The organism is Fenollaria sp. (genome assembly GCF_057222035.1).
In genome coordinates, this window is sequence record NZ_JBXXYC010000007.1 from 25177 (window position 1) to 50994 (window position 25818).

General features: G+C 35.4%; 31 protein-coding genes and 2 tRNA genes. 1 reads left to right on the forward strand and 32 read right to left on the reverse strand.

The features are described from left to right. Positions 1-35: 35 nt before the first annotated feature. From AC2UOP_RS05815 to AC2UOP_RS05880, 14 genes are all read right to left on the reverse strand, one after another. Positions 36-581, reverse strand: coding sequence for a rubrerythrin family protein (locus tag AC2UOP_RS05815; protein ID WP_484832974.1), 546 nt, complete (start codon positions 579-581; stop codon positions 36-38). 81 nt (positions 582-662) lie between these two features. Beyond that, positions 663-1154, reverse strand: coding sequence for a ferritin (locus tag AC2UOP_RS05820; RefSeq protein WP_019214372.1), 492 nt, complete (start codon positions 1152-1154; stop codon positions 663-665). Positions 1155-1167: 13 nt separating this feature from the next. Beyond that, positions 1168-1776: a DUF4230 domain-containing protein gene (locus tag AC2UOP_RS05825; RefSeq protein ID WP_019214371.1), complete on the reverse strand. Its 609-nt coding sequence runs from the start codon at positions 1774-1776 to the stop codon at positions 1168-1170. Between the two features lies 1 nt (position 1777). Continuing rightward, the gene (locus tag AC2UOP_RS05830) at positions 1778-2062 is read right to left on the reverse strand and encodes a hypothetical protein (RefSeq protein ID WP_070600263.1); all 285 of its coding nucleotides are present in this window, start codon (positions 2060-2062) and stop codon (positions 1778-1780) included. A 139-nt stretch (positions 2063-2201) separates the two neighbouring features. Beyond that, a tRNA-Phe gene (locus AC2UOP_RS05835) sits at positions 2202-2277 on the reverse strand. Between the two features lie 4 nt (positions 2278-2281). After that, positions 2282-2358, reverse strand: a tRNA-Ile gene (locus tag AC2UOP_RS05840). A gap of 137 nt (positions 2359-2495) precedes the next feature. Next, positions 2496-3305 (reverse strand): hypothetical protein, encoded by an 810-nt coding sequence (locus tag AC2UOP_RS05845; RefSeq protein ID WP_484832975.1) that lies wholly within the window; start codon positions 3303-3305, stop codon positions 2496-2498. A 198-nt stretch (positions 3306-3503) separates the two neighbouring features. Next, on the reverse strand, positions 3504-3935 hold the full coding sequence (locus AC2UOP_RS05850) for a DUF2871 domain-containing protein (protein ID WP_484832976.1): 432 nt from the start codon (positions 3933-3935) through the stop codon (positions 3504-3506). Then, positions 3916-4596: a hypothetical protein gene (locus AC2UOP_RS05855; RefSeq protein WP_484832977.1), complete on the reverse strand. Its 681-nt coding sequence runs from the start codon at positions 4594-4596 to the stop codon at positions 3916-3918. Before AC2UOP_RS05855 ends, AC2UOP_RS05850 begins: the two co-directional genes overlap by 20 nt. A gap of 46 nt (positions 4597-4642) precedes the next feature. Next, a complete protein-coding gene (locus AC2UOP_RS05860) occupies positions 4643-5194 on the reverse strand; it encodes a TetR/AcrR family transcriptional regulator (protein WP_484832978.1) in 552 nt (183 codons plus the stop codon). Between the two features lie 105 nt (positions 5195-5299). After that, positions 5300-5740, reverse strand: a complete 441-nt coding sequence (locus AC2UOP_RS05865) for a GNAT family N-acetyltransferase (RefSeq protein WP_484832979.1) — start codon at positions 5738-5740, stop codon at positions 5300-5302. Between the two features lie 29 nt (positions 5741-5769). After that, entirely contained in the window at positions 5770-6411 is a 642-nt protein-coding gene (gene pcp, locus AC2UOP_RS05870; protein ID WP_070599363.1) for a pyroglutamyl-peptidase I, read from the reverse strand. Between the two features lie 41 nt (positions 6412-6452). Next, positions 6453-7451, reverse strand: a complete 999-nt coding sequence (locus AC2UOP_RS05875) for a DUF979 domain-containing protein (RefSeq protein WP_019214363.1) — start codon at positions 7449-7451, stop codon at positions 6453-6455. Beyond that, positions 7444-8115: a DUF969 domain-containing protein gene (locus AC2UOP_RS05880; protein WP_019214362.1), complete on the reverse strand. Its 672-nt coding sequence runs from the start codon at positions 8113-8115 to the stop codon at positions 7444-7446. Before AC2UOP_RS05880 ends, AC2UOP_RS05875 begins: the two co-directional genes overlap by 8 nt. 141 nt (positions 8116-8256) lie before the next feature. Between AC2UOP_RS05880 and AC2UOP_RS05885 the strand changes: the two genes are divergently transcribed. Then, positions 8257-9099, forward strand: a complete 843-nt coding sequence (locus AC2UOP_RS05885) for a C40 family peptidase (RefSeq protein WP_484832980.1) — start codon at positions 8257-8259, stop codon at positions 9097-9099. A 145-nt stretch (positions 9100-9244) separates the two neighbouring features. Here the strand turns inward: AC2UOP_RS05885 and AC2UOP_RS05890 are convergent, their stop codons facing one another. From AC2UOP_RS05890 to AC2UOP_RS05975, 18 genes are all read right to left on the reverse strand, one after another. Next, positions 9245-11302 carry a glucosaminidase domain-containing protein gene (locus AC2UOP_RS05890; protein ID WP_484832981.1) on the reverse strand — a complete coding sequence of 686 codons (2058 nt, stop codon included), beginning with the start codon at positions 11300-11302 and terminating at the stop codon, positions 9245-9247. Next, a complete protein-coding gene (locus AC2UOP_RS05895; protein WP_484832982.1) occupies positions 11299-12165 on the reverse strand; it encodes an ABC transporter permease subunit in 867 nt (288 codons plus the stop codon). Before AC2UOP_RS05895 ends, AC2UOP_RS05890 begins: the two co-directional genes overlap by 4 nt. After that, the gene (locus AC2UOP_RS05900) at positions 12149-13117 is read right to left on the reverse strand and encodes a hypothetical protein (protein ID WP_484832983.1); all 969 of its coding nucleotides are present in this window, start codon (positions 13115-13117) and stop codon (positions 12149-12151) included. The genes AC2UOP_RS05895 and AC2UOP_RS05900 overlap by 17 nt, the downstream gene beginning before the upstream one ends. Further along, positions 13095-14165 carry an ATP-binding cassette domain-containing protein gene (locus AC2UOP_RS05905; protein WP_484832984.1) on the reverse strand — a complete coding sequence of 357 codons (1071 nt, stop codon included), beginning with the start codon at positions 14163-14165 and terminating at the stop codon, positions 13095-13097. The genes AC2UOP_RS05900 and AC2UOP_RS05905 overlap by 23 nt, the downstream gene beginning before the upstream one ends. Continuing rightward, on the reverse strand, positions 14158-15219 hold the full coding sequence (locus AC2UOP_RS05910) for a BMP family ABC transporter substrate-binding protein (protein WP_484832985.1): 1062 nt from the start codon (positions 15217-15219) through the stop codon (positions 14158-14160). Before AC2UOP_RS05910 ends, AC2UOP_RS05905 begins: the two co-directional genes overlap by 8 nt. A gap of 1 nt (position 15220) precedes the next feature. Beyond that, positions 15221-15667, reverse strand: coding sequence for a GNAT family N-acetyltransferase (locus AC2UOP_RS05915; RefSeq protein ID WP_484832986.1), 447 nt, complete (start codon positions 15665-15667; stop codon positions 15221-15223). Beyond that, positions 15667-16851, reverse strand: a complete 1185-nt coding sequence (locus tag AC2UOP_RS05920) for a cation:proton antiporter (protein ID WP_484832987.1) — start codon at positions 16849-16851, stop codon at positions 15667-15669. Before AC2UOP_RS05920 ends, AC2UOP_RS05915 begins: the two co-directional genes overlap by 1 nt. A 1-nt stretch (position 16852) precedes the next feature. Further along, positions 16853-17191: a hypothetical protein gene (locus tag AC2UOP_RS05925; RefSeq protein WP_484832988.1), complete on the reverse strand. Its 339-nt coding sequence runs from the start codon at positions 17189-17191 to the stop codon at positions 16853-16855. Positions 17192-17250: 59 nt separating this feature from the next. Next, positions 17251-18387: a D-serine ammonia-lyase gene (gene dsdA / locus AC2UOP_RS05930; RefSeq protein WP_484832989.1), complete on the reverse strand. Its 1137-nt coding sequence runs from the start codon at positions 18385-18387 to the stop codon at positions 17251-17253. Positions 18388-18441: 54 nt separating this feature from the next. After that, the gene (locus AC2UOP_RS05935) at positions 18442-19539 is read right to left on the reverse strand and encodes a hypothetical protein (RefSeq protein WP_484832990.1); all 1098 of its coding nucleotides are present in this window, start codon (positions 19537-19539) and stop codon (positions 18442-18444) included. A gap of 11 nt (positions 19540-19550) precedes the next feature. Further along, positions 19551-20093, reverse strand: a complete 543-nt coding sequence (locus AC2UOP_RS05940; RefSeq protein WP_019214349.1) for an ImmA/IrrE family metallo-endopeptidase — start codon at positions 20091-20093, stop codon at positions 19551-19553. After that, entirely contained in the window at positions 20093-20467 is a 375-nt protein-coding gene (locus AC2UOP_RS05945; RefSeq protein ID WP_019214348.1) for a helix-turn-helix domain-containing protein, read from the reverse strand. The genes AC2UOP_RS05940 and AC2UOP_RS05945 overlap by 1 nt, the downstream gene beginning before the upstream one ends. 70 nt (positions 20468-20537) lie before the next feature. After that, the gene (locus tag AC2UOP_RS05950) at positions 20538-21140 is read right to left on the reverse strand and encodes a ribonuclease H1 domain-containing protein (RefSeq protein ID WP_484832991.1); all 603 of its coding nucleotides are present in this window, start codon (positions 21138-21140) and stop codon (positions 20538-20540) included. Then, positions 21140-22096 carry a porphobilinogen synthase gene (gene hemB / locus AC2UOP_RS05955; protein ID WP_484832992.1) on the reverse strand — a complete coding sequence of 319 codons (957 nt, stop codon included), beginning with the start codon at positions 22094-22096 and terminating at the stop codon, positions 21140-21142. The genes AC2UOP_RS05950 and hemB overlap by 1 nt, the downstream gene beginning before the upstream one ends. Further along, positions 22086-23564 (reverse strand): uroporphyrinogen-III C-methyltransferase, encoded by a 1479-nt coding sequence (gene cobA, locus AC2UOP_RS05960; RefSeq protein WP_484832993.1) that lies wholly within the window; start codon positions 23562-23564, stop codon positions 22086-22088. Before cobA ends, hemB begins: the two co-directional genes overlap by 11 nt. Then, a complete protein-coding gene (hemC, locus tag AC2UOP_RS05965) occupies positions 23557-24459 on the reverse strand; it encodes a hydroxymethylbilane synthase (protein WP_484832994.1) in 903 nt (300 codons plus the stop codon). Before hemC ends, cobA begins: the two co-directional genes overlap by 8 nt. Next, entirely contained in the window at positions 24428-25021 is a 594-nt protein-coding gene (locus tag AC2UOP_RS05970) for a precorrin-2 dehydrogenase/sirohydrochlorin ferrochelatase family protein (protein ID WP_484832995.1), read from the reverse strand. Before AC2UOP_RS05970 ends, hemC begins: the two co-directional genes overlap by 32 nt. Then, positions 25002-25814, reverse strand: coding sequence for an energy-coupling factor ABC transporter ATP-binding protein (locus AC2UOP_RS05975; RefSeq protein WP_484832996.1), 813 nt, complete (start codon positions 25812-25814; stop codon positions 25002-25004). The genes AC2UOP_RS05970 and AC2UOP_RS05975 overlap by 20 nt, the downstream gene beginning before the upstream one ends. Between the last annotated feature and the right edge of the window lie 4 nt (positions 25815-25818).

A 25818-nucleotide genomic window follows, 5' to 3' on the forward strand; every position in this document is an offset into this window, starting at 1 on the left:
ATAGGAACTTTTTAAATATTTTTTTAATTTTTTTATTAATATTCAACGAATTTTGATGCTGGTGCACTACAGATTGGGCACTTTTCTTCTTCGCCTGTTAATGAGATGAATCCGCATACTGGACATAGATAAATCTTTTCTACATCTAGGTCTTTTCCTGCGTCAACTGCTTCTTTTGCTTTTAAGAATAGTTTTTCATGAACTTTTTCTGCTTCGATCGCGAATTTCATTGCTGATACAGCGGCTTTTTCGCCTTGCTCTTCAGCGACTAATATGTAGCTTGGATACATTTCTGTATGTTCAAAATGTTCTCCACCTGCGGCTGCTTCTAGGTTTTTGGATGTACCGTGGTCACCAAATCCTGCGCCTGATGTTACTGAGAAGTCTCCTGAAAGATCTTTCATTGCTCTAAAATGTAGATGAGCGTGAACTCTTTCTGCTTCTGCTGTTGCTTCAAAAAGTCTAGCTACGTTCTTATAGCCTTCTTTTTCTGCTGCACATGCCCAATAAAGATAACGCATGTGCGCTTGTGATTCTCCTCCAAATGCTGATTGAAGGTTTGTTTGTGTCATTGCTCTCATAATTTTTCCCCCTAAAATTAATTTTATAGCATTGCTATATATATTTAAAGGGTGCACTTAAGCACCCTCAAATACTTATAATTATTCTCTTCTACCTAGTTCCTTATCATATAGATATAAGCCTGTGTAGCCATCTTTTAAGTTTTCTAATACTTCAACTATAGTTCTCATGTTGTCTTCTTCTTCAGCTTGTTCTTTTAAGAACCAGTTTAAGAATTCAACAACTACATAGTTCTTTTCTTTAAGTGCTAAGTCATAGATGTTTTCGATTCTCTTTGTAACTTCTTGTTCATGAGCGTAAGCTGTTTTAAAGATTTCAAGAACTGATTTGTATTCCTTTTTTGGTTCAGGAATAGCTTTTAATTCAACTCTTTCACCAATTTCTTCAATGAAGTTTTTAAATTTTGTAGCATGCTCGTACTCTTCTACAGCTTGTTTATCCATGAAGTGAGAGAAGCCATCCCAAGCTTTGTCCTTTAAATCATGTACCATAGCTAAGTAAATATAGCCACTTTCCAATTCAAAATTGTATTGTTCTACTAGAGCATCTACAACTTTCTTACTAATTTTCATATCAAAATACCTCCTAAATGTAATTAATTTTTATATCTTTAAAACCAAGGCCTTGAAGCAATTTTCTTAAGATTTTATCAGCATTATCTTGTGCTCTCTCAAGTAAACCATCTTTCTTAGCCTTTAGCTCTCGAGCGTTCAATTCTTTTTTAAGTGTGTCTTGGTAATCACCCAAGTCTAAAGGATTAAATATATTGTTCTTTTGATCAAGTATGACCATGGATTTTTCATCTAAAACGCTGTCTGTGATTGTTGCAACTGGCACATCAAGCTCAACGCTTGTCTCTTTTATGTCCTTAACAACAGCTTTGCTAAGGTCAACGCCTGCTTTGATGTAGCCATTGTACTTTATGATGTAGCTTTTATCAGTGAAAGGTATCTTCATGTCCATAAGAGTTAAACTGTCTTTGTATGTTAATATGTCTGTATAATTGTACTCGACCGTTACTAAGTCTCCTATGTCTTCGATGGAAGCCTTTAGATTGTCAACTCTTTCTTCTTTATTTAGACCTATAAATTTCTTTCTAAAAAAGAAAAAATATACCGCAATCAAAGCTATAAGTAAAAATACTAAAATTCTATAAAAACGCAGTCTTCTCTGCCTTTGATTCATCCTTGTCATACTAAACCACCGGTGTATACATTTCAAAAACGCTATATACAGGAACTTTTTCATCCATAAGTGCCTTTAATATGGCTGGTATGTTCCTTATCTCAGTTTGTATTTGAAAACCGTTGTATCTAAAGACTATATCTTCAGATTTAATGTTCTCTAAACTAGATAATAGCTTGACTATATTATATTCTGAATAATCTTCACTCTTGTAATCGACAATAAAAAAGATCTTCTTTTTCTTGTCGAATTCTTTCTGCACATCTATCCTATTAATAAGAAGAACGTCATTCATAATATTCATCCTTTCTTTACACTAAGTATCGTCTGTTATAAATATACCCACTAAAGATTTAAAATAAACATTTATTTTCTTATTATAATAGCTATGGAAAATTTAGACAAAAAAATAAGCTTAAGTAAAAACTTAAGCTTGGTGCCCAGAGCCGGGATCGAACCAGCCACACGTAGATTTTCAGTCTACTGCTCTACCGACTGAGCTATCTGGGCAAATTGGTGGACCTTCAGGGACTCGAACCCCGGACCTGCCGGTTATGAGCCGGACGCTCTAACCAACTGAGCTAAAGGTCCCAACAACGAATATTATACAATAATGAAAAGAAAATGTCAAGAATTTTTTAAATTTTATTGAGATAAAAAAGTTTATAGACGACCTTTTCTAGCCGCCTATAAACTTTAAATATTATATTTCATAAAAATAATTATTCTTAATCGTAACTATAAAAATAAGAACTGATCTCATTAAATAAATCTTTATCATAATTATTTTTATCGTATTTTTTCATATCAAGCGCTCCATATACGTTGTAGACTTCATCGGGAAGTATTAGTTCGCCGTCCTTTAAGCTTACAAAGGGACTAAACTTAAGTTCTCTGTCTTCGCCAGTAATGCTAATTTCTCCATTTGGCGCTATATCTGAAATATTTTGACAGATAAGAACAGGACCAGTAAAGGATTTTCCATCTAAAAAATCATTTTTAACTGGTGAAAGTTTTCCTGTTTCCATAAGTTCTAGCTCTTTGAGCGAAACTTTTGCTGCTCTGTACTTTGGAATCACTATATAAAACTCTTTAGCCATAAGATAAGTATTATTAGCCTCTTCGTCCTTGGCAAGAACTAATAACTTATTTATGTCATTGACATCGTAGTACTCTGAGCTCCATAGTTTTAGCTTTGACAAAACTTCTTTTAAAGTCTCTTCGTCATAAGCGCTGCCCAAAGGGACTACCATAGCTTTTTTCGTATCATTCTTAAGACTAATGCCTAATTTTTCTGCCATAGCCACATATAAATCAGAATATTTTTTACTCTCTTCATCGTCTTTTTCGTCTTTTCTTTTAGCTTCTTCTAGCTCATTTTTTTCTCTCTCTGTTTCTCTTAATTGATCTTCAAGATATCTAATGCGCCTTTCTTTTTCTATAAGCAAGTTTGTCTGTCTTATATATACGAAAGAAACTACAGCTAAAGCAATAAGCAGTACACATATTATAAGTATCATAAATTGTTTTTTATTCATGTTCTCACTTCCTTTGATATAATTATACCACCATTTAGATGATAATTTCATCATGTAACACAAATTTAATCAAAAGGAAAGCCTCATCATTTGACGAGGCTCAAAAAAAGAAATGAGGGGTAGAATAAAGTATATTCTGTATTTATGAATTTTAATTAATTTATTGCAAAATAAAATTATGAGTTTTGTTATTATAAATTAATCTTTTATTACTTGTTTTAGCGATAAGAATAAAAATGCGATCCCTATAGTGATTGACACGTGTCCTGCTCCAGCTGTCCAAGATATAATTGCGTCTACTAAATTATTGCTTATGGCTAAAACTTCATATACTCCTCTTGCAAATAGCATTGAAGCTGTTATAATAAGTCCAAAATTATAATAATCATAGAAACGTTTAAAATATTCACTCTTAGTAAGATCTGTGATTAAAGCAAATGCTGTAACGATTAAAAATATTATCATTCCTAAAGCAAAAAGATGTGTGTGAACCTTTCCAAGTCTTGTAACTCCTGTAAACGCCATGTACTTTGTAAATTCTCTGTGAAAAACTCCAGCCAATAATCCAGCAATGGCATAAATAAATGCTGTGTCAATTAATTTTCTCTTGCTAATTTCTTTCTTTTTCATACCTTTCTCCTTTCATGTCAAAATACCCAATCAAAACTGTCCATACATAAGCGCAAGTCTTTGGTATCATAAGTAAACCAATATTTGGATACTTTTGTGAGTATAAAACAACTGGTGCATAAAAAGCAAAACTTAAAAATATAGTAAACCACATATATTTAAAATTTTTGTCCCTATGCTCTTTTTGTGATTTATAAAAAATCAACATAATTATAATTCCTATCAATAAAAATGGCAAATTTCTATATATTGCCCAGGACAATGGTGGATTAAGCGATAAAAAATCATTTATCGGGCAAAGGCAAAGAAGCACTCTAAGCAAAGCTAAGCCATATATTGTCATAGTTAATTCGCGTCTGTCACTAATTTTGTAGCGAAGACGCCAAACATAATAAAGAATTACGTAAAAAACTGTCATGGTGATGGATGTGATGAGCTTACCAAGGCCAAGAAGCGCCACATAATTCTCTTCACCTGTTGTTAATAAAGCTATCATCCTCGGTATCAGGTGAAAAGCGTCTCCAAAGCCTAGTACTAATGCCATAAGCCCAAAGAGATGATACTCTTTTCTGCCCTTTGCCTCTCTCAACATGATTGTTCCGATACTAATAACTGTGATTAAATAAATAGCATCGAAAAGACTTTCAAAAATTGCTCGCATTTACACCACTCCTTTTATAAGTGCCTTGCCGATATTTCAAGGGCTACTAATATATCAATTTTTCAACTGCTTTTATAAAAAACTCTTTATCGAAATTCTTATCAAGTATAAGACTCATTATATTTAAAACAATTAAATTTATAAATCCCTCAGCTTTGAAATCATCTGAGAATGCATCTTCTTTAAGAGATTTATCCATGTACAAAACTTCTAAGAGCCTTGACTTAAGTCTAGCGATATATAATTGCATTGATGACTTTGCCTTTGACTTATCATTTGTTTGAAGCATAAGAGTATGAAGAGTGAAAAAGTTTGGATACTTTTTAACTCCTGAATCTATATGATCAAAAAGACTTTTCAAAAACTCTGAAAAAGATAATACTTCTCTATCATCTGCCTGAAATATATCTTCCCAAACACTTTTTATTGCTTCAACGATAAGCTCATCCTTAGAAGGAAAATAATAATAAATAATTCCAACTGATGAATCAAGCTCTTTTGCAAGACCTCTAATGCTAAGTGCATTAAGACCGTCTCTTGCGACTATTTCTCTAATTTTTGCTAAGATAGCATCCTTTGTTGTATGAGAATTGTTCATACGTCCTCCTAACTGAACCATGTTCAATATTATTATAGCATTGATTAATTTTTTTGTCAATAGTTTTGCGTTAAAAAAAGACTAGAGTTCATCTAGTCTTTGTCTTTAATTAAATGGATGATAGAAAACTGCTGAATCATCTAAATCAAAAGCGCCTTCCTTTATATAAAATTTATATGCCTCAGAATTTTTTAGTGTGGTGAAGAAAGAACCGCTCACACCAATATTTTTTAATTCATCCCTTGCTCCCTCATATAATTTTTTTGCTATGCCTTGTCTTCTATGGGCGTTTGAAACAAAGAGTTCATCTATATAATAAGTCCTTTGCTTTGAATATGGTCTAATATTTCCCAAGATAGCTCCGAGCGCATCACCACCATCACAAGCGATAAGGCCAAAAAAGTTTGGAAAGGCTAAAAGGCACTTTATTGCTTCTTCAGCACTCTCTTCTGTCCACTCGTCGTTCCAAGGCGCTTCGTTATAGACTGACTTCAAAAGCTTAGCTAGTTTTTGAATATCTTTTTCTTCGATTTTTCTAATTATCATAAGTTTCTCCTTATAATAAAATTTTATATTTAATGAGTTTTTCCGCCTGTTATTTTTATGTCATCCTTATTATTTACAATCGCTTCTATAGCTAGTGTCAAGCCTTTGACAATAGTATCAAGCGCCATCGATGGCATGTTCTTCTTATCTACAACTTGTTCTGGTAGGAATGGAATGTGTATAAAGCCTGTTCTCATTTCATTGTGCTTAGTAGCTTGTATATGTGCTACGCCGTATAGTACGTGGTTGCAGATAAAGGTGCCTGCTGTGTTTGAAACGCTCGCTGGCACTCCGCCATCTTGTATATTTTTCACCATGGCCTTGATTGGAAGTGTCGAAAAATATGCCGCTGGTCCATCTTCAGCAACTTTTTCATCTATAGGTTGATTGCCTTCGTTGTCCTTTATTCTGCAGTCGTCGCAGTTGATGCCGACTCTTTCAACAGTGATGTCAGGTCTGCCGCCTGCTTGTCCAATTGATAAAACAACATCTGGATGCACTTCTTCAATCTTCTCTCTAATTTTATCTACTGATTTACCTATTACAGTAGGTATCTCTAACTTAATTATTTCAGCTCCGGCAATTGTATCAGGAAGTTTCTTTACCGATTCAATCGCTGGGTTGATCTTTTCTCCGCCAAAGGGGTCAAAGCCTGTTACTAATATCTTCAAAATATCGTCTCCTTTCAAGTTCTTTCTCTTTTTTCTAAATTTTATCTAAATCCTATTAATAACATTAATATAATGTGTACTACGATTAAAGGTATAGCAACTGGTGCTTGTGCCTTTATTATAGTGTATTTATCTTTTGTTTCAAGTATTGCTCCTGGAACTATATTGAAGTTTGCAGCCATCGGTGTTAGTAGTGTACCACAGTAGCCGCAAGTCATACCAAGTGCACCTATGATGGCAGGATTACCGCCATTGGCAATAACAAATGGAACGCCAACGCCTAGTGTAATAACTGTAAACGCCGCGAAGGCATTACCCATAATCATAGTAAAGACTACCATACCAACGCAATAAGCGATTACGCCTAAAACTTTTGCTTCAGCTGGAACTACAGCTGAAACGCCTGAGCCAATGATTTCGCCAACGCCTGCTGCTGCGAATACTGTTCCTAGTGCTCCAAGTAGTTGAGGAAGTAATGATGAACTGCCTATTTGCATAAGCATCTTACTTGTATCTTCCTTTGTTTCAGAGTATTTTGCTTTTGTTATGATAAGTGCGATGATGATGGCAAGTACTGATGAAATGCCAAGTGTTTGAGCTGATGTGAATCCGAAGAATACATCTGCGCCATCTTTTACGTCAACAGCTAATTTAAAGCTCTTGAATTGCGCCATAATCATGGCGATGGCTCCTATTGCAAGTGCTGGAATAAATATCTTGTTTCCAACTTTCTTACCATAAGCTACTTTTTGTTCTTCATCTTGTGCCTTGAACTCGCCTATTTGCACTTGTTTTGTAAGTGTTAGTGCGCCTAATAGCATTAAGCAGCCGCCTATGATGGCTCCGCCATGTTCATTGCTATCGATAATAAACTTACCTGCTCCAAAAAGTATACCTAAAATTGTCCAGAAAAGAAATGTACCGATAGGAGCTTTTTTATTCTTTAATCCTCTAATTCCAGTCATAATGCAGACGATACCACATAAAATGTAGATGACTTCATCAATTATAGCTGAATTAGCATATATAAATTTAAACATTCTTTAGCTCCTTTCTTAAACTTCTTTCAAATAGGTAGCATTGAACTAGTGATAAAATCACCATTGCAACGCCGGCTAGTATTGAGCCTTGAGCGATTTCTGCGTTTGTTACTTGGTAGCCAGCTCCTGCTAGTGTACCTTGTATTAATAAAACACCGCTCGCAACTGGGAATATGTTTTGTCCGAAGAAGTTTCCGTAGTTTTCTGCGGCACCTGCAAGTCCCTTAAGCTCTTCTAATTTCTTTTCTGAAAGATTAACAGTTTTTGCTGCAGCACCTTCAGCCATAGGTAGTATAAGTGGTCTAACGAATTGAATGTGTCCACCTAATCTTAAAGATAATATAGCTGCCACCCATCTAATTAAGATGTATAAGCCAACAACGCCACCTGCGCTTGCTGATTTAATCTTCCTAATGGCATCAGCCGCTCTGTCTTTAAGTCCGTACCTTTCCATAATAGCGATTAGCGGTAGACTTAAGAAGAATAGTGACATGTATCTGTTTGTTACAAAGCCCTTTCCAATCAAGTCTAAAACTTCTACTAATGACATACCTGATACCAAGCCAGTTACTAGGCCAGATATCAAAACAACTGCTACAACATCAAGCTTTAGTGCAAAGCCGACAACTATTAGCAGTACGCCTATTAAAACTAAGTAATTCATATATATACCTCCTTTTTTAAATTATACCATATTTAAACTATTAATACACTAAATTTAATTATTTTTTTACAAATTTCGCACTTGCTATAAAAACTATTTACATATATAATAGTAATAAGAAAATAGTTATAGGAGGTTATTATGAGAAAAAAGATTTTTATTTTGCTTATAGGCATATTTTTACTAACAAGCAAGGCTAGTGCGCGTAACATATCCACTGTTAAAGATGTAAATATAAGTGTTGATGGCAATGTTCAAAGCGTTAGCTGCTACAATATCAAGGGATATAACTATTTCAAATTAAGGGACGTGGCTAAACTTATGATGGGTACTCAAAAGGGTTTTGCAGTTGAGATTGATGAAGGCACTCCTGTTGTGGTAAGAGAAGGCACTTATCAAGAGAATGGCAGCGAGCTTGCTAAACTTGGTGCCAAAAAAATTAAAGTTAGCCCAAAATTTAAATACTTAGGTATGAGACCAAGCTATACGTCTTTGATAGTTAAATCATATAATATTAATAACTATAATTACATGAGCCTTAGAGATATTGCTTGTGCTGCGAATTTTTCAATCGGCTATGATGTGCCAAGCAAAACTATAATCATAGATAGCGCAAATGAATTTGTTTATCAAAGTCCACCAAGGGCTGAAAAGGTTGAGACTATGATTGATTATGTATACTCAGTTTTAGGAGCACCGTATTCGGCTGTCGACTGCTCAGGTCTTGTGTCGTCAGCTATACAAGTAGCGGGCTTTGATGTGCCAGCTGATGGACTTTATTCGTGGACACTTGATTGGTATCCAGAGTCTTTTGTCGAAATACCTATGGATCAATTACAAAAGGGAGATATTCTTAATAATGCTGGTCAGCACATGATGCTCTATATTGGTAATGGTATGGTCGCTGAATCAATTGAAACAACTGGTGTAAGAATAACAAAGCTAAGAACAAAAGGCTATAAAGCTTATAGAATTACTGAATAAATAAAATAAATCCTCTGGTGTAATCCGGAGGATTTTTTATGTCAATAACTTATATAAAGTGTCTGGCTACGAACCAGATGGTCAGGAGTGCTGGATCCCTTATGCTGCAGCAAAAAAGAGCAAGGCTTATGCCCTGCTCTATATTTTATAAATTAACTTTATCTAGCTCTTTTAAATTATATTTATCGATGATGGCCTTAAGCTTTGCTGGATATTTAGGGTCAGTTGCATAACCGCATCTCTTGATTGCGTATACGCCTCTTTGATCGTTGAACATAACTTTTCTAAATGGTGTGTACCATTTCTTTGCGAAGAATAATTCTGTGTGATCAGTGAAGGACTCGTCCGCAGATTTATAAGCTCTAAACTTGTCATCAATAGTCACCTTGACATTGTTATAAACTTCCGATGTAGTGATGGTTACAGAACCGTTTGAAGATGATCCTTTTATACCGAATAGATTGTTTGAGAATTTTCCTGTGTATTTATCAACTGGTACTGATTGACCCCAACCTGACTCAAGTATAGCTTGCGCTGTAGTGATTGCACCGCTTAGGTCAGTTCTTAAAAATTCGCGTCTAGCCACTTTTTTAGTATAGTCAAGGAATTTATCTTTTGCCATGAGTGGCTGCTTTGTATAAATTTTTCCTGTGTATATCCTAAATTTTATGCTCTCGCCCTTGATAAAGGCGTCAATTTGATTACCTGTAGCATAAATTTCGTTCTCGCCCTCATCTTCTGCGCTAACATTGTATCTATATTTTTCACCATAAGTCACATTTTCTGCTATGGTCTTAGATTTTCCTGTTCTAAGATTTTTGATGTAGTAGTTAACGCTGTTCACACCAACATTTGCCACAGCATTTAAGTCTATATACTTATGAATTATGCTGCCTGGAGCAACACCTTGTAATAAAAGCTTTGAATCGCCCTTAATCATCACAAGTTTGTGTTCACTCTCCATAGTCTTTCCGCTCGCGTCAATGCATCTTACAAAAACTTCCTTTTGACCTGCATTTTTAATATTTGGGAAAAACTTGCAAGCGCCATAGGATTTTGATTCAATCACTTCTTCAGCACCTGTCACTGGGTCTTTTAAAACATAATCAGTTCTCATTACGTCAAAATTTCTTTGCGCATTAAGCGTTACTTGTCCTGCGATGATGCCATCTTTAGGTACGCCTGTTATATTTAAGTATGGATTTATGCTCATGGTGAATGTTTTTGTCTCGCCAAAGTGTTCATTGCCTAGTTCATCGAAGGCAGATAACATGATAGAGTAGCTGCCGGCGTCTAGATAACTTGGCTTGAATAAAAATTCCCCCTCTGGATCAAGATTGTCCTTTGTTTCAGTCTTGCCTGTAGTTAGATTAGTTACAGTCGCCTTCATCTTTGATGCGATAAAGTTTATATCTGGTGTAATCTTTAATTCATCTTGAACAAAGCCGCCGTTTTCAACACCTGAGTAAGTTACTCTTGGCAAAATATTTAAATTGATTTTTGCTCCTGCCGCGTCAATTACTTTGCCCTTTTCATCATAAAGAGCAAGAACTAATTTTTTGCTTCCCTCGTCCTTAAGGCTTGGTATAAACTCAAGTGCTTCAGCTGCACTTGTCTTTACGTCTTGTATATAGCCTTCGTTTTTGTCATTTAATAACAATAGCTTTGCCTTTGCAAAATTTTTACTTGTAATAAAATTAAAATTCATCTTAGTAGATATTGTTTGATTTGGCACAAGGCCAACTATTGTAGTACTTGGCGAAACTGTATCAAAATTATTAGAATCAATAGTAACAGTGCTTGTAGCTTTATCGTAGCCGACAGCTATGTTCATAAGCTCAGCTATGGCTCTTAATGGTAAATAAGTTTTGCGATTAACAATGCAAGGACTGGCGTCAGTAAACTTAAGCGAGCCATCACTATTATCAATAATCTTTGAATCGATATATAGCTTAAAACTATTGCTACTATCACTAACTGTAACGCTCTTTTCGTCGTTGTTCCACTGAACTTCCTTGCCTAAAGCTTCCCCGATGAAACGTAGTGGAACTAAGGTCCTTCTGTCCTTGACAATGGGGCTCGCGCTTTTTGTCACGTTATTTCCGTCTATAATTAAATTAAGTGATGCCGCTTTTGAGCTTGTATTCATAAAGCCTAAAAGCAGTATCGATAGTATAAATAAATTTCTAATTAGCTTTTTCATTCTTTCACCTCTTTTTTTATTATATCATAAAAATTCTTGCCTTGCAATTTGCCCTTGCCCTTTAAAAAGTATAAAAGCATAAGTATCACGAAATATGGAATTAAATCTAAAAGCTTGTAATTGATAAAACCTAAACTTTGTAAAGAGCCCGCGAGATAATTAAATACAGCGTATACAAGGCTTGCGATTGGCGTTAATACTGGATGTATAGTGGAGAAACCTTCAAGCGCCAAGCATACGTAGCCCATATTTTGAGAAATATTTTCTGTAAAGTATGAAAAATATGATAGCGATAAAAAGCTTCCCACGAGTGCCGCAAAAACTGAAGCAAAGAGATTGGCAGTAAAATTTGCCCTTCCAATATCTATTTTTCTAAATAAAGCCTTTTTTTCGTCAAGACCCACAGCTCTTAGCTCAAGCCCTGATTTTGTTTTATATAAATATATATAATAGATAAGGCTTAGTAATAATCCCAAAACTATAAATATGTCTACGCCAAAAATATTTACGCTAAAATCAATCTTTACAGAGCTTGACATGGCGAGATCTCCTGCGTATAGATAAAGCATAAGTCCAGATACGCCGCGAAGAATAAGGTTCATCGCTATGCCATAAACAATATCTGAAGCGCCTTTCTTTTTTGTTAAATAAATAAAACTTGTATTTATCGCAAGCGTTACGAGTGCCCCGGCAAAAACGCTCACGGCAAAGGACTGCGTTTCGCTAAAGACTATAAGCGCTGTTATTGCCGAGATATTGACAAGGCCGTCCGCGTGTAAAAGGCAAAGACCAATGTTTCGCATCGCATTGATGGCTAGGCACAATAAAAATATGCGTATAAATGCTCTAAGAATTTCTGTCATCGCGCGCCTCCAATATCGATATAAAGATGAGAACGCCTTGCATTAAGTACATCACAGACGAAACAAATGAAAATTCGGTCTGCATGACAAGGCTTAAAAGTCTTATGTATGTAATTAAAATTGCTGGATAGGCAAGTTTTTTAAAGTCGCCGCGAGCAATTAAAGACACAGTTATCGCGTCAAAACCATGGCCTGTAAAGCCTTGAAGCGAAAAGCGCTCGTAGTTTAAAAATAAATATAAAAATGCTGCCACAGATGTAAGAAACGCTAAACCTATGTCAATTGCCCTCTTTTCTTTATTTATATCAGTTCCAGTTGAGATTAAAATGCTTGGCGCGCCCTTAATTATTTTTAATTTATTTATTAGAGAGAATTTAATTGCAAAAAATATAAAAATCGCAAGAGCAGCTACAGCTATAAGAATGCCTAATCTTAAATCAAGATTAAAATCAAATTTTTTAGTAACAGCTGAAGAAATATTTTCGTCTGAGAAAAATGTATAGACCAAATAATTTACAAGGCCCAAAATTAGATAGTTAAATATAAGTGATGAGATTATAAGTTTATTCGCATCGCCTCTTGAAACTTTTTTAGGCACTTGCCAAATTAAAAATAAAATTAGTGGCAGAAAAATTATAGCCGCAAAAGCTTTTCCTAAATAAATCGCAGCTAGTGCTGATAAAAATACACCCATGTGAAAAATGCCTTCAAGCGAAAAATTCATCTCGCCCATTGACAAGGAAAGGTTCATCGCAAGAGACAAAAGTCCGACTATAAGAAATTCTTTGATAAAACTTATTCTGTAAAAAGGCGAAGTGAATGGCTTTGCAGCCGCTATAAATATTTCGCTTATTGATATATGAGAGACTATTGCCACCAAAAAAAGTGTTAGAAGCATCAAAAAAGGATATAGCAAAATGAAATATCTCTTAAATGATCTTGATTTCATCAACTATATCCTCCTTTAATTCTTCGTAATCGTCCGAAATGATGTAAATCCCTTTGCCCTCGTCTCGTCTCTTAATTATCGCCTCTTGAGCAAGGGCCTTCGCTTCGAAGTCCATGCCCTTTTTGTAATTATATAAAATGTATACGTCCTCATCACGCTCAAGCTCTCTAAAGAAGACAAGTTTTTGTAAATTGCCTCCAGAGAGAGTATTGGTGATATCATTTGCCTTAAACTTTAATTTGTATTTTGCAATAAAATCCTCGGCTTTTTTTATATAATCAGTCTTAATATTTTTTAATATATCATATATAAAGATGTTCTTATATGCTGCTTCGTCCATAAGGAGCGCCATTCTAACATCCTTTGGAACGTAAGCAAATTGCTTGAATTTTTTAAGTACTTCGTTTATTTTAGCATCATCTTTTATATATATGCCAATAATTTTTTTGTTTGGATTATTTTCTAGAACCTCATTTTTTTGATCAAGTATATTTTTTTGCTTATCTAAGAAAATTTCTCTCGCATCAAAATTTTGAATAAAATCCTCATCATGCGAAACCATTAAAAAGCTCTTATTCGATAACTTGATGTAATCAATTAGTTTTTTACTCGTCATATAATCAAGAGCCGCACTCACCTCATCAAGAAGTATCAGCTTTTTTTCGCTTAGGCTCATCGCAATTAGCTCAAGCGTTTGTTTTTCTATAGTCGTCATAAATTTTAATTTGCGCTCAAGACCATTTATATAAAAAGGCGATGTCTTCACTAAATTTTTTACTTCTTTTTCCGCTAGGCCTACGGCGATGGCGATATTGTCATAGCCATTAAGTTCATCGAAGAGCATAAAGCTTTGACTCACCACGAAAGCATCGTCAGAAATTATCTCGCCAGTGTAATTTTTTAAATCGCCATGAATGAGCTTTAGAAGAGTAGTTTTGCCTGCGCCGTTCTTACCCACAAGAAAGGCAAGTCTTTCATTAATCTCTAGGCTAAAATTATTAAAAATTTTATTTTCGCCATAAGCAAAGCTCAAATCTTTTATCTTAAGCATTAAATTCGCTCCTGATAGTAATTTTATCAGCTTTTAACTCTTCAATAATCTCATTTATCTTAGCTCTATCTGCCTCGCTGACGGTGTTTTTATAAAAATCATTGTCAGCTATGCCGATGGCGTCATCTTTTATGCCTAAAAATTCTGTTTTGCCGAATATTTTTTCACCCGCTTTATACTTGTCAATTGCTCTTAATAATGATGTATCAACTCTTTTTAATATTGATGTCAAGATGTATTTTGCTTTTTCTTCGCCAAGTAAAGCTGCTTGATCTGAGTCAACGCCTATGACGTAGTGCTCTGTCTCAGCCGCCGAATCAATTATGCCAAGACCAGCTATGGATGCGGCATTGAAAATAATGTCAACATCTTTCTCCTTGTATAATATATTAGCCAAATCTTTCGCCTTAATCGCATCAGTAAAATTACCAACGTAGCTTGTAAGGACTTTGATGTCATTGTCGATGTATTTCGCCCCATCTTCAAAGCCAAGTAAAAAGTCCTTAACTATCTTATTATCCATGCCGCCAATTAGGCCGATATTTTTGCTTTTTTTAGCAAAGTCATATCCCTCGCCATTCTCTACAAGTCCTGCAAGTGCTCCAGCTAAGAAGCCGCCTTCATTTTGCTTATAAAGAATCGAGTAGATATTATCATACTTTTTCTCGCCGTCGTTGGCATTGTCATCAAAAAGTATAAAATTTTGCTCTGGATATTTTTCAGAAATTTTTTGCACCTTATCCTTAAGCTGCCAAGTGCCCACTACAATGATGTCATAAGACTTTGAGCTGACGTTTTCTTCGATTATCGCATTGTACTTTGTCTCGTCTGTACCCATCTCTATAGTTTTAGTAGTAATTTCCGGATACTTTTCCTTGATTAAGTTCATGCCAGCTTCAGCGCTATCGAAAAAACTTTTATCGCCAAGTGTGCCATTGATAAGTAAAAGTATGCTTAAATCTTTTTTATCATCTTTACTAATTTTTCCATCTCTAGCACATCCTGTTAAAGCGAGGCATAAAACCATAAGCATGGCCAATATTTTTTTATACATACTAATCTTTTTTATAAAGCATATCCACGTGCTCTATATCATCTTCAAGATAAGGCTCGGATATCTCTTTAAAACCTTTCTTCACATAATAATTTTTCATATATGTTTGCGCTTGTATCTTGATAGTATCCTCTTTCATGTCGTCTTTGATGAAATCAATCGCTCTTGTAAATAATTTGTCTCCGTAGCCATCTTTTCTAAAGTCCTTCTTCACTAAGAAGCGGCCGATAGAAACTTCTGGGTAGCGAGTGCCCTTCTCAGTTATTCTTGCATATCCAATAAGTTCGTCTCCCTCTATCATCATAAGATGAACTGAGACTGGATCGTACTCGTCTATATCGTGATATGGGCAGTTTTGCTCAACTACAAAGACAGCTTGTCTTAGCTTAAGTATTTCATATAGCTCGGTTGTGTTTAGTTCTTCAAAATACTTAATTTTTATGTTCATTATAAGTTCTCCTTTTTGATTTCTCCAGCTCTAAGTAGTGCCATCTTTGTTAATAGTGGTCCTACTAGTTCATAGATAACTGTAGCTGAAAGTATTATGTCTCTGATTACTGCTCCGTGTGGTGCAGGTATAATTCTTTTTGCTATAAGTGAAAGACCTATGGCAACGCCGGCTTGTGGAACAAGACAAAAACCAAGGTTTCCTTGTACTGTTTTTGGTAATTTGCCGATCTTTGCGCCAATTCCTGCGCCTAAAGCTTTACCTATAACTCTAGCTATAACATAGGCTCCTCCTAAAAGGCCTACCTTTGTTAAGCTTGCTAAATCAAGGTCTGCGCCTGATAGTACGAAGAAGCATAGAAAGATGGCTGGCGTGATAACTTCGATTGCTTTAAATACTTTAACTTCTTCTCTTGATGTGTTACAGATTGTTGTACCAAAAGCCATCATAGTAAGAAGGCTTGATAGGTCAAAGCGTAGTGATATAGCTGCAAGTAAAAATATAACGCCTATAAAAGCAACTTGTATTTGTCCTTGATTTTTCATGAATCTCATGGACTTAACCATGATGATGCCTGCTACAACACCAAGTGCAAGTGCTGCCAGTATTTGTATTATAGGTTTTCCAACCATGTTCATCATTGAAAAAGCTCCGCCTTGTATCATGTTTTGAGCAAGTGTTGAAGCAACACCAAAGGCGATGATACAAACACCGTCATCAAGTGCAACGACTGGTATAAGTGTTCTAACTAGTGGTCCTTCGGCCTTATATTGCTTGATAACCATAAGTGTTGCGGCTGGCGCTGTTGCGCATGCGATTGAGCCTATTGCAAGTGAGAATGGGAATGATTGTCCAAGTAAAAGCATAACTACTGTTACTAAGAAAAATGCAACTAATGCTTCTAGCACTGTTATTACAAAGATTGCTGTACCCACTTTTTTCAAATCGTCAAATTTTAGCTCAGCGCCTATAGAAAAGGCAATGAAAGCTAAAGCAACTTCACTGATTATATCGAAGCTCTTAACTGCTTCTTCTGGTATTAGTCCCAAAACCGATGGACCTATAAGTATACCTGCTATCAAATAGCCAGTAACTTCTGGAAATTTGAATAAACCTAGTATTTTAGCTACAATAAAGCCTACTAGTAAAATTGTTCCAAGATGTAATAAAATTTCGAAATTCATACTATTTAGTCAATCCTTCCACGCTCTTTACATCAAGAGTAAACATAATTCCTGTGTTTTCGTTATTGATATCGCCCATAACGCTCTTAACAACTTCTTTAGCAACGACAAGTTTTTCATCGTCAAGCACCATAAGTAAAGTTTTGTTGAATGGTCTTTGACCGTTAAGTATTTGTCTAAGTCCTCCGAAAGCGCCGATTTCTTTGTGCCAATCAGCTAGTGTTGAGGCCATACCTTGACTGTCAAGTATAGTTCCTCCTGTGATTGATTTGTTAGAAAGCTCAAGTAATAATTCATCAAGCTTATCCATTTCATTTAAAATAACAACTAATAAATTCATAATATCCCTCCAAATTTTAATTATATCACTAATATTCGTTTTATTCAAGTGTTTAAGTACTATTTATCAACATTTGATCCAGTAATCCAAAGCACAGAATTTTTTGGTCTTCCTAATTTTTCATAAGCTAATAAAGCTGATGCGCTTGATGCTTCGACAATTTTTTTGTCACTCTCTTCTATAGCTTTTTTTGCTCTCAGAATGCTCTCATCATTAAAAGTGAAAAATCCATCTACAAGATATTCTAGCATAGGAAAAACAAGTTTTGATGGCGCGCTGCACGCAAGTCCATCTGCAATGGTTTTCCCGCCAAGACCAATATCATTAACGGATGCCGCCTCGCCAATTGTGTAGCTATATAGCATACATGGGTACTCAGTCGGCTCAATAAAATAAATGCGGACATTTTCTCTAAAAAAGCTTCTCAAGGCAAAAGCAATGCCGCCAGGCGCGCCTCCTACACCGCATGGCAAAAACACATGAAGTGGCTCGTCACTATTTATAATCATTCCACTCGCTTCTACCTCTTCAGTAGTTTCAAAAATTGATGCAGCATAGCCCAAAAAAAGCTTTTCACTCATCTCATCATCAACGAAATAGCTCATAGGATTTTTCTCTGCGCTAGCTCTACCCATCTTGACCGCGTAAGTATAATCATTGTCATACTCAATAACTTCAGCGCCCGCTTCTCTGAGTAATTTTTTCTTCCAATCTTTTGCGTCGCGGCTCATGTGAACTTTGGCTTTAAATCCAAAAGCCTTAGCGCAAAGCCCTATGGATAAGCCTAAATTTCCAGTCGAGCTTACTTCAATTGTATACTCACTCATAATTTTTCTTATATCGTCAAGGCTTAGCTCATTAAATTTATCTAGCATATTATTTTTCTTAAGAACGTCCTCTACCTTGCACATGACCTCATTGAAGCCGCCTCTTGCCTTGACGCTGTGAGCAACTTTTAGCTCTGAATCAAGTTTTAAATAAAGCTCATCACCAAGCTTTGATTTTAATAAATCACTTTTATAATAGCAAGGACCATCTATCTCGTCAAAAGCTTCCATAAAGAGAGGCGCAAAACGCTCGAATCTTTTTTTCGCAAGAAATGCATCATATAAATTAAAACGCAGATTTATATCTTTATTTCTTTTTATGGGGCAATATATTTCTTCTCTATTTTTAAGTTTATCAAGTATATCCACTTCTACCTCACTCCTTTTTTAGTCAAAAAAATAGACGACCTAAGCCGTCTATCTCTAGTTATTATCTACAACGTAATATTCTTTTGACCATTGTCTAACTGTTTTGTCTATGTCAATGGCGTCGTAATATCTGTCCTTACCCATGTATGAGCCGTCAGCATACTTCATACCCCAAGAGTTAGGATCGTTTACTATATAATAAAGTCTTCCGTCAACAACTTTATATCCGTTAACAACGATGAAGTGACCGCCGCCACCTGTATAATACTTGTTAAAATGCGAATTTGCATCTGGATTGTAACGAAGTGTTGATGAATCAATACAGATTATGCAAATTTTACCTTCTCTAAGTGGTTTTAATAAGCTGTCTGGATTTTTGTAAAATTTCATTCTATGCTTAACGCCTGAATCTTTTAAAAAGTCACTAACATCGTTAGTAAACCACCAACCACCATCGTTGATACGAGTGTTTCTAGCAGTTTCAGCTGTTACAGCTTTATCATATCCTTTTTGGAAATACAAACTCATTACAGCGCAGCTTGGGCCGCAGTTGTTATCAGCGTATTTACCAGTTTCTTTTTGGTCTATATACCAATCATAATCCTTTTGATTAAGAACTTCTAATTCATTATCGTCCTTTTCTGCAAAAACAAATTCGCCATTTTCTATCTTAAAGCTAAATGCCTCTGCTAATTTTTCTAGTGGATAAAGAACTGTATCATTAAGTTTTTTAGCTCCGCTTTCTAGATCGATAGTTTTGTCCTTATAATATATAGGGAATTTTACGTCTTCCATCTTATTATAAGTTTCGCTGTCAAGTCTAAATGCTTCTATAGGCTTTTCTGAGCTATATAACATACCATCATCAAGATTATAATATCCATCTTCTGACTTTTTTGGCGTAGGAATGCCGTCAATTACTTCATAAGTATTACCAATTCTATGTGTTGTTGGATTAAGTAATTCTAAAAATTGGTCAAAAATGACATATTCTTTGCCATCTATATCATAAGATGTTAATACACCGTTTGTTCCTGCTGTTGTGTAATGTTCTTTTATAGTAAATTTAGCAGCATCTTTTCCATTGCACGCAAATAAGAATAAGCTTGCTAGGATAAATAATGCTACAACGCTTAATATTTTCTTTTTCATAGTATCCTCCACTAGTTGATATCATATTTTTTAGCTTGCTCTGCAAGATTTTGAAAGAACTGGCTTCTAGGAGCCTCGCTTAAATTAATCTTAAGCCCTCTCTTTTTCATGGACTTAAGTTTATAAAGAAGAAGATTCTCGTCAACCATGAGCCTTTGAGCAAGCTCCATATAGCTCATTCCTTCTTCCATTGTGTCTAAAAGTTCTTCCTCGTCAATAAGTAGATGCGCCGCAAAAGTATTGGCCTGGGCTTCGATGATGGAAGACTCTTGAGTTAATCCAAAATCTGCAAGCTCTGCCTCACTTGCGTATTCTTTATGATAAAGAAAGTGTCCTAGCTCATGAGCTAGCACTTCCCTAATCACAATCTCATCCGCATGAGTGTTATATATCACATAACTAACGCCATCCAAAATTCTAAACATGCCTAAAAAGGCCGCACCTATGTGTATAGGTATGACCACGACGCCAAGGTTTTCTAGTATTTCGTATGGATCGTTAGTCCCGTGTTCTTCAATTAAAGCGAGTGCATCATCTAAATATTTTTCACTCACTAATTTTGCTCTTTTTTATCTGTTCCTTGATATTTTGATTTATAATAAGCATCTGTGATGGCTTCAACTACAGCCTTTTTGTCTTCATCGCTAAGAGTGCCACCTGCAAATAGGCCCATCACACCATTAACAAGCATATCATAATTTCTATCTTCTACTGGAACTTTGTAGTCGTCATCATCAACTAATAAATATGATGCATCCACTCTAAATAAGTTAGCCAATTGGTTATAAATATCTCTACTACGTGGTCTCATACCATCTACTTCGTATCTTGATATTGTCTTTAGTGATACGCCAAGTTTTTCAGCAAGGTCAGATTGAGTCATACCTTCCATTGCTCTTAATCTTCTTAATTTTTTTGCAAAATTCATAAAATCACCTTTCCTATAATTTTATTTTGTCATTCAAGTACCTTTATTATATACTATGGACATATAAATGTCAAGACATTTTTATAAGTGCTTCCTTCGCAAGCGAATCTACCATCTCGTTGAATTTATCGCCTGTGTGGGCTTCAACCTTATGAAAATTAATAAAAATTTTTTCTTTTTTTTCATCAAAAAATTTTTTATATGCCTTTGTCTCGTCTTTATTAGTCTTCCAATAGCCCATCGCCCAGCTACGAATGCCTTCATAATCATAAAAAATATCTATTTCTTTATAATTATTTTCAATCGCATAATTGATAGCCATCATCGAAGCTTTTATCTCGCCAGCCACATTTCGAATCGCTAAATGCTCTTTATCATCATAGGCCATTGATTCTTTGTGAATAATTTCTCCATCCATTACAAAAACAGCCGCCGCAGAATATTTTTTTAAAATATTACTAAAACTTCCATCGACATAAGCGAGTAATTTGCCATCTAAGTCGTGATTTGCCTCAAAATCATCGCCCATCATGTAATTTTCTGCTTCTTCCATGCTTTTAAATGATTTATAAATTGCGTTCTTAAAGCCATGTACCTCTTCTTTTGCCTCATCCCATGTCTCGAAGATGCCTGTATTTCGACCAGCTTTAACCGCATAATATTTCTTCGCCATTATAATCTTTCCGCCAAATATTTAGCAAAGTATGTTATGATTAAATTCGCTCCAGCTCTTTTGAATGAAAGCATTGTCTCCATAATGATATCTTCTTTAACAAGGCCGTTTTTAACAGCATCGTAGAGCATAGCGTACTCACCACTAACTGAGTAAGCAACTATAGGTAAATTAGTTTCTTCGCTAGCAAGTTTAATTATATCGCCATAAGCCATAGCTGGCTTAACTATAAGCATGTCAGCGCCTTCGTCTACATCTAAAAGTATTTCTCTAAGAGCTTCTTTTTTATTTCTATAATCCATTTGATATTGTTTTCTGTCACCAAAACTTGGTGCGCTGCCAGCCGCGTCTCTAAAAGGACCGTAGTAATTTGAAGCGAATTTTGATGCATAGCTCATTATTGATACGTTTATATATCCCGCCTCATCAAGTGCTTCTCTGATTTTTGCAACGCGTCCATCCATCATATCAGATGGAGCGACTATATCAACTCCTGCTTCTGCCATTGACACAGCAATTTTTTGTAAATAGGAAACGGTTTCGTCGTTATCAACATAATCCCCGTGAAGTATGCCGCAGTGACCATGATCAGTGTATTCGCACATGCAAACATCGCCTATAACTAGGAAATCTTTATCTATCTCTTTAATTTTTCTAATCGCTCTTTGAACTACACCGTCTTTTGCATAAGCGCCTGAACCGCATGCATCCTTATGATCTGGCACGCCAAATAAAATTACAGAGCGTATGCCCAAGTCCTTTAGCTCTTTGATAACTTCATCAAGTCTATCGACTGTGTATTGTTTTTGTCCTTTTAAACTTTTTATCTCTTCTACTTCATTTACTCCATCTTTTACAAAAATCGGATATATTAAATCTTCTTTTCTTAATGCTGTTTCGGCGAAAACTTCTCTAATATTGCTATTTAATCTAAGTCTTCTCATTCTATTTTTCATTATTTATCTCCTCTTTCACTAAATCTATCATTCCTTCTGAGTCATGTACCTTTGCTTCCTTATATACTTTATATCCCAATGCCTCTATACTTTTTGTTGTATATGGTCCTATTGAATATATCCTTGCCTTTGACATTAGCTCTGGATAAAATTTATTAAAGCTAATGGCCTCTGATGACGAGAAGAAAAATATATCATATGCCTTATCTTCTAAATACATCTTTTCATAAGCTTCATCGCTGTTTTTATATATTTCAAATGCATCCACATCATAATCACTAAGAGCAGCTCTGATATTGCCCTTTGCCTTATCTGAGTGAGGATAAAGTACTTTTGCGCCTTTTTCAAATTTTGATGTGATATTTTTAATCATTTCATCTGATGTGTATTTTTCAGAAACATAATCCGCCTTAAAGCCATAAGCCTCAATGTCTTTCATAGTTTTTTGACCAATGGAAGCTATCTTAATATTATAAAATCTTCTAAAATCTATACCAAGCTCAAGAGCTCTTTCGAAAAAGAATTCTACTGCGTTTCGGCTTGTTAATATCAAATATTTATAAGCTTCGATATTTTTTAGTGCCTTATCAAAAGCATCATCATGTATTGGTGTGTACTTAATTGTCTCTAACTCTAAAAATTCTGCCTTATTATCTATAAGAAAATCTTTAAAATCTTGATTAAATTCTTTTTTTCTAAGTAAAATAAATGTTCTGTCCTTAAGTGGCCTACCTGCAAAAAAGTCTATATCATCAGCAAATTGAACAACGTCTCCAATAACAAAGACCGATGGATTTTTTATATCATTATTGCATTTGCATTCGTAAGCGTACTTAAGTGTAGTAATAAAGCGCCTTTGATCGGATCTAGTCGCCTTATATATAAAGGCTGCCTTTGTATCTGGATTTTTGCCCGCCGCGATTAATTTATTAGCAATAGTCTCAATATTGCTCATAGCCATAAGAAAGATTAGTGTTCCTTCCATCTTAGCTAAGTTCTCCCAATCAAGCTCGGCTGGTCCATCCATAGTGTGACCAGTAAATACATGAAAGCTTCTGGAGACTTCTCTGTGAGTTGTTGGCACACCCCCATAAATAAGTCCGCCGATCGATGAAGAGATGCCAGGGACTATCTCTGAGGCTATTCCATGCTCTTTCAAGAAAAGTGCTTCTTCAGAGCCGCGTCCAAAAACAAGCGGATCGCCGCCTTTAAGTCTAAGAGTAATCTTTCCTTCTTCGTGAGCGCATTTAAGAAGCAAATTATTAATTTCTTCTTGCTTCCAAGAGGACTTCATCCCCTCTTTGCCCACGTAAAATATTTTTGCGCTTGGCTTTTTTTCGTTTAACAAATTATAATTGATGAGCCTGTCATAAATTATGTAGTCAGCCTTTTGTATAAGTCTCAGTCCCTTGACAGTAATTAGGCCCTCATCACCAGGGCCTGCTCCTACTAAGTATACCTTAGACATCTATATCACCTTTAATACTCTCTGTGTATTTTTTTACATCTTTTAAATAATTTTCTTTATCCGTGTCAAAATTTATAAATCTATATCTTTTTAAATCATCCGATGCCATAAAAGCCTTTACATGCACCTTATTATCATCTGAAACTACATGTATGCCTAATGGTTTGTTGCATGAAGCACCAGATTCGCTTAAAAATGCTCTTTCAATAGAAACTTCAAAATCAGTTTTTTCATCTCTTATCGATTTAAGCATCTCTTTAAGCTCGTGGTTATTTTTATTTATTTCAAGAGCAATAACCCCTTGACAAGGCGATGGCAAAAATTCATCTTCCTCTAGGTCTATGATTCTTCCCTCAAGTCCACCATTTAAATCAAGTCTATCAATAGCCGCTCTTGATAATATAATCGCGTCAAAGCCTTCTGAGTCAAGCTTTGCTATCCTTGACTCAATATTGCCACGTATTTCGGCAATGCTATAATCTTTTTCATCCATAGCGAGTAAAAACTTCCTACGGAGCGAGCCAGTTGCTATTCTCATCCCATTTCTAAGCTCATTCTTGCCCTTATGCTTTTCATTTAGAACGATAATATCATTTCTTTTAGCTCTCTCCCCAAAATAAATTATTTCAAGGCCTTCTTCAATCTCAGAAGTCATGTCCTTTAAGGAGTGAACGGCAATATCTATCCTTCCATCTTTAAGAGCATCCTCAATCGCTCTAACGAAGACACCTTTTCCGCCCATCTGACTGATTGACGTCTTCTTATCGATGTCACCAAGCGTATTTATGCCTACTACTTCGTAATCAATATCATAAAAATCTTTAAGTTTATTAAAAACAAGTTCAACTTGCTTCAAAGCAAGCCTACTCGTTCTCGTTCCCACTCTTATTTTCAAAGTCTTCAAACTCCTTTATGTAAGATAAAATTTCTTCCTTAGTATAATTTTTTATCTTTTTTATCATATCTTGTTTTTGATAATGGATATAGTATGATCTAAGTTTAAACGCTAAATCTAAATATTCATCGTCATAAGAGTCATACTTTTTTAAATCATCCATGATAGTTTTGTTTAAATCAGGAAGCCTTCCACTAGTTGATATAGACACGTCTATCCCGCCAATCTTTTTCATGTTAATGGAGATAAAATCACTAGTAGAACTTTTATCGCATCTATTATACAAAACTCCTAAAGCTTTTGCATCCACCTCAATCCGAGCATTGAGCTCTTCGTCATCACTTGCGATGAAGAGCAAAAAAGCTCCTTCTATGTATTCTTTTTTGTAAACGTCCTTAATTAATTCAGCGCCTTGGTCCATAAAGCCGTCAATAAAGTCTTTAGCAACGACTTTCACTTTAGCACCTTCATTTATAAGTGTTTTAAACTTTCTTAAAGCGACAGACCCGCCACCAATTATGGTAACAGGTCTATCCTTTATATTAAGAGCTATGCTTAGCATAAGCCTTTAACTCCTCTATCATTTGATCATTATTATCAAAGAAATCAACTCCCAATGCATTAGCCACTCTAACACATAGAGGAAGCTCTTGATTGGCGCGTTTAATGACATCTTCATCCTTGAAAATTTCATATTTACTTCCTTCTTTGATAATCTTAGCGTCTTTAACTACATAAATGTAATCTGCCATTTCATAGCAAAACTCCATATCATGAGTAGATATTAAAAGTGAACTGTTTTTGGCAATACCTGCGATAGTCTTTTTAAGTATGCCTATAGAAACAGGGTCAAGACCAGCCGTTGGCTCGTCCATAAGGATGTAGCGAGCACCCAAAGCGATCGCTGAAGCGATGGCAACCCTCTTTTTTTGTCCATAACTTAAAAAGTGAACAGGCATTTCCTTTAGTTCGTATGCATTGGCACTTCTTAAAGCATTGTCAACCCTTTCCTTGACAGTTTCTTCGTCATAGCCAAGATTTCTAAGCGTAAAAGCAGTGTCATCAAAAACATTCGAGTAGAAAATTTGATTATCCGGGTCTTGAAAGACCATAGTCACGTTTTTTCTGTAATTCAAAAGACTTTTTTTGTCATAGCGAAGTTCTTCGCCATCGACAATTATATCCCCTTTGTCTCTTTTTAATAGACCAAGGATGTTTTTGAATAAAGTAGTCTTTCCCGCGCCGTTCTCACCAATTACCATGGTGATGGCACCGTTTTTAGTCGAAAGACTTATCCCATCCAAAACTTTTTTTCCACTCTCATAAGTATATTCTAAATTTTTAACTTCTAACATATAA

Coding starts and splice junctions, on each gene's coding strand:
- AC2UOP_RS05815 (WP_484832974.1), bottom strand. CDS start 581: ATGAGAGCAATGACACAAACAAACCTTCAATCAGCATTTGGAGGAGAA.
- AC2UOP_RS05820 (WP_019214372.1), bottom strand. CDS start 1,154: ATGAAAATTAGTAAGAAAGTTGTAGATGCTCTAGTAGAACAATACAAT.
- AC2UOP_RS05825 (WP_019214371.1), bottom strand. CDS start 1,776: ATGACAAGGATGAATCAAAGGCAGAGAAGACTGCGTTTTTATAGAATT.
- AC2UOP_RS05830 (WP_070600263.1), bottom strand. CDS start 2,062: ATGAATGACGTTCTTCTTATTAATAGGATAGATGTGCAGAAAGAATTC.
- AC2UOP_RS05845 (WP_484832975.1), bottom strand. CDS start 3,305: ATGAATAAAAAACAATTTATGATACTTATAATATGTGTACTGCTTATT.
- AC2UOP_RS05850 (WP_484832976.1), bottom strand. CDS start 3,935: ATGAAAAAGAAAGAAATTAGCAAGAGAAAATTAATTGACACAGCATTT.
- AC2UOP_RS05855 (WP_484832977.1), bottom strand. CDS start 4,596: ATGCGAGCAATTTTTGAAAGTCTTTTCGATGCTATTTATTTAATCACA.
- AC2UOP_RS05860 (WP_484832978.1), bottom strand. CDS start 5,194: ATGAACAATTCTCATACAACAAAGGATGCTATCTTAGCAAAAATTAGA.
- AC2UOP_RS05865 (WP_484832979.1), bottom strand. CDS start 5,740: ATGATAATTAGAAAAATCGAAGAAAAAGATATTCAAAAACTAGCTAAG.
- AC2UOP_RS05875 (WP_019214363.1), bottom strand. CDS start 7,451: ATGTTTAAATTTATATATGCTAATTCAGCTATAATTGATGAAGTCATC.
- AC2UOP_RS05880 (WP_019214362.1), bottom strand. CDS start 8,115: ATGAATTACTTAGTTTTAATAGGCGTACTGCTAATAGTTGTCGGCTTT.
- AC2UOP_RS05885 (WP_484832980.1), top strand. CDS start 8,257: ATGAGAAAAAAGATTTTTATTTTGCTTATAGGCATATTTTTACTAACA.
- AC2UOP_RS05890 (WP_484832981.1), bottom strand. CDS start 11,302: ATGAAAAAGCTAATTAGAAATTTATTTATACTATCGATACTGCTTTTA.
- AC2UOP_RS05895 (WP_484832982.1), bottom strand. CDS start 12,165: ATGACAGAAATTCTTAGAGCATTTATACGCATATTTTTATTGTGCCTA.
- AC2UOP_RS05905 (WP_484832984.1), bottom strand. CDS start 14,165: ATGCTTAAGATAAAAGATTTGAGCTTTGCTTATGGCGAAAATAAAATT.
- AC2UOP_RS05910 (WP_484832985.1), bottom strand. CDS start 15,219: ATGTATAAAAAAATATTGGCCATGCTTATGGTTTTATGCCTCGCTTTA.
- AC2UOP_RS05915 (WP_484832986.1), bottom strand. CDS start 15,667: ATGAACATAAAAATTAAGTATTTTGAAGAACTAAACACAACCGAGCTA.
- AC2UOP_RS05920 (WP_484832987.1), bottom strand. CDS start 16,851: ATGAATTTCGAAATTTTATTACATCTTGGAACAATTTTACTAGTAGGC.
- AC2UOP_RS05925 (WP_484832988.1), bottom strand. CDS start 17,191: ATGAATTTATTAGTTGTTATTTTAAATGAAATGGATAAGCTTGATGAA.
- AC2UOP_RS05935 (WP_484832990.1), bottom strand. CDS start 19,539: ATGAAAAAGAAAATATTAAGCGTTGTAGCATTATTTATCCTAGCAAGC.
- AC2UOP_RS05945 (WP_019214348.1), bottom strand. CDS start 20,467: ATGAATTTTGCAAAAAAATTAAGAAGATTAAGAGCAATGGAAGGTATG.
- AC2UOP_RS05950 (WP_484832991.1), bottom strand. CDS start 21,140: ATGGCGAAGAAATATTATGCGGTTAAAGCTGGTCGAAATACAGGCATC.
- hemB (WP_484832992.1), bottom strand. CDS start 22,096: ATGAAAAATAGAATGAGAAGACTTAGATTAAATAGCAATATTAGAGAA.
- cobA (WP_484832993.1), bottom strand. CDS start 23,564: ATGTCTAAGGTATACTTAGTAGGAGCAGGCCCTGGTGATGAGGGCCTA.
- AC2UOP_RS05970 (WP_484832995.1), bottom strand. CDS start 25,021: ATGCTAAGCATAGCTCTTAATATAAAGGATAGACCTGTTACCATAATT.
- AC2UOP_RS05975 (WP_484832996.1), bottom strand. CDS start 25,814: ATGTTAGAAGTTAAAAATTTAGAATATACTTATGAGAGTGGAAAAAAA.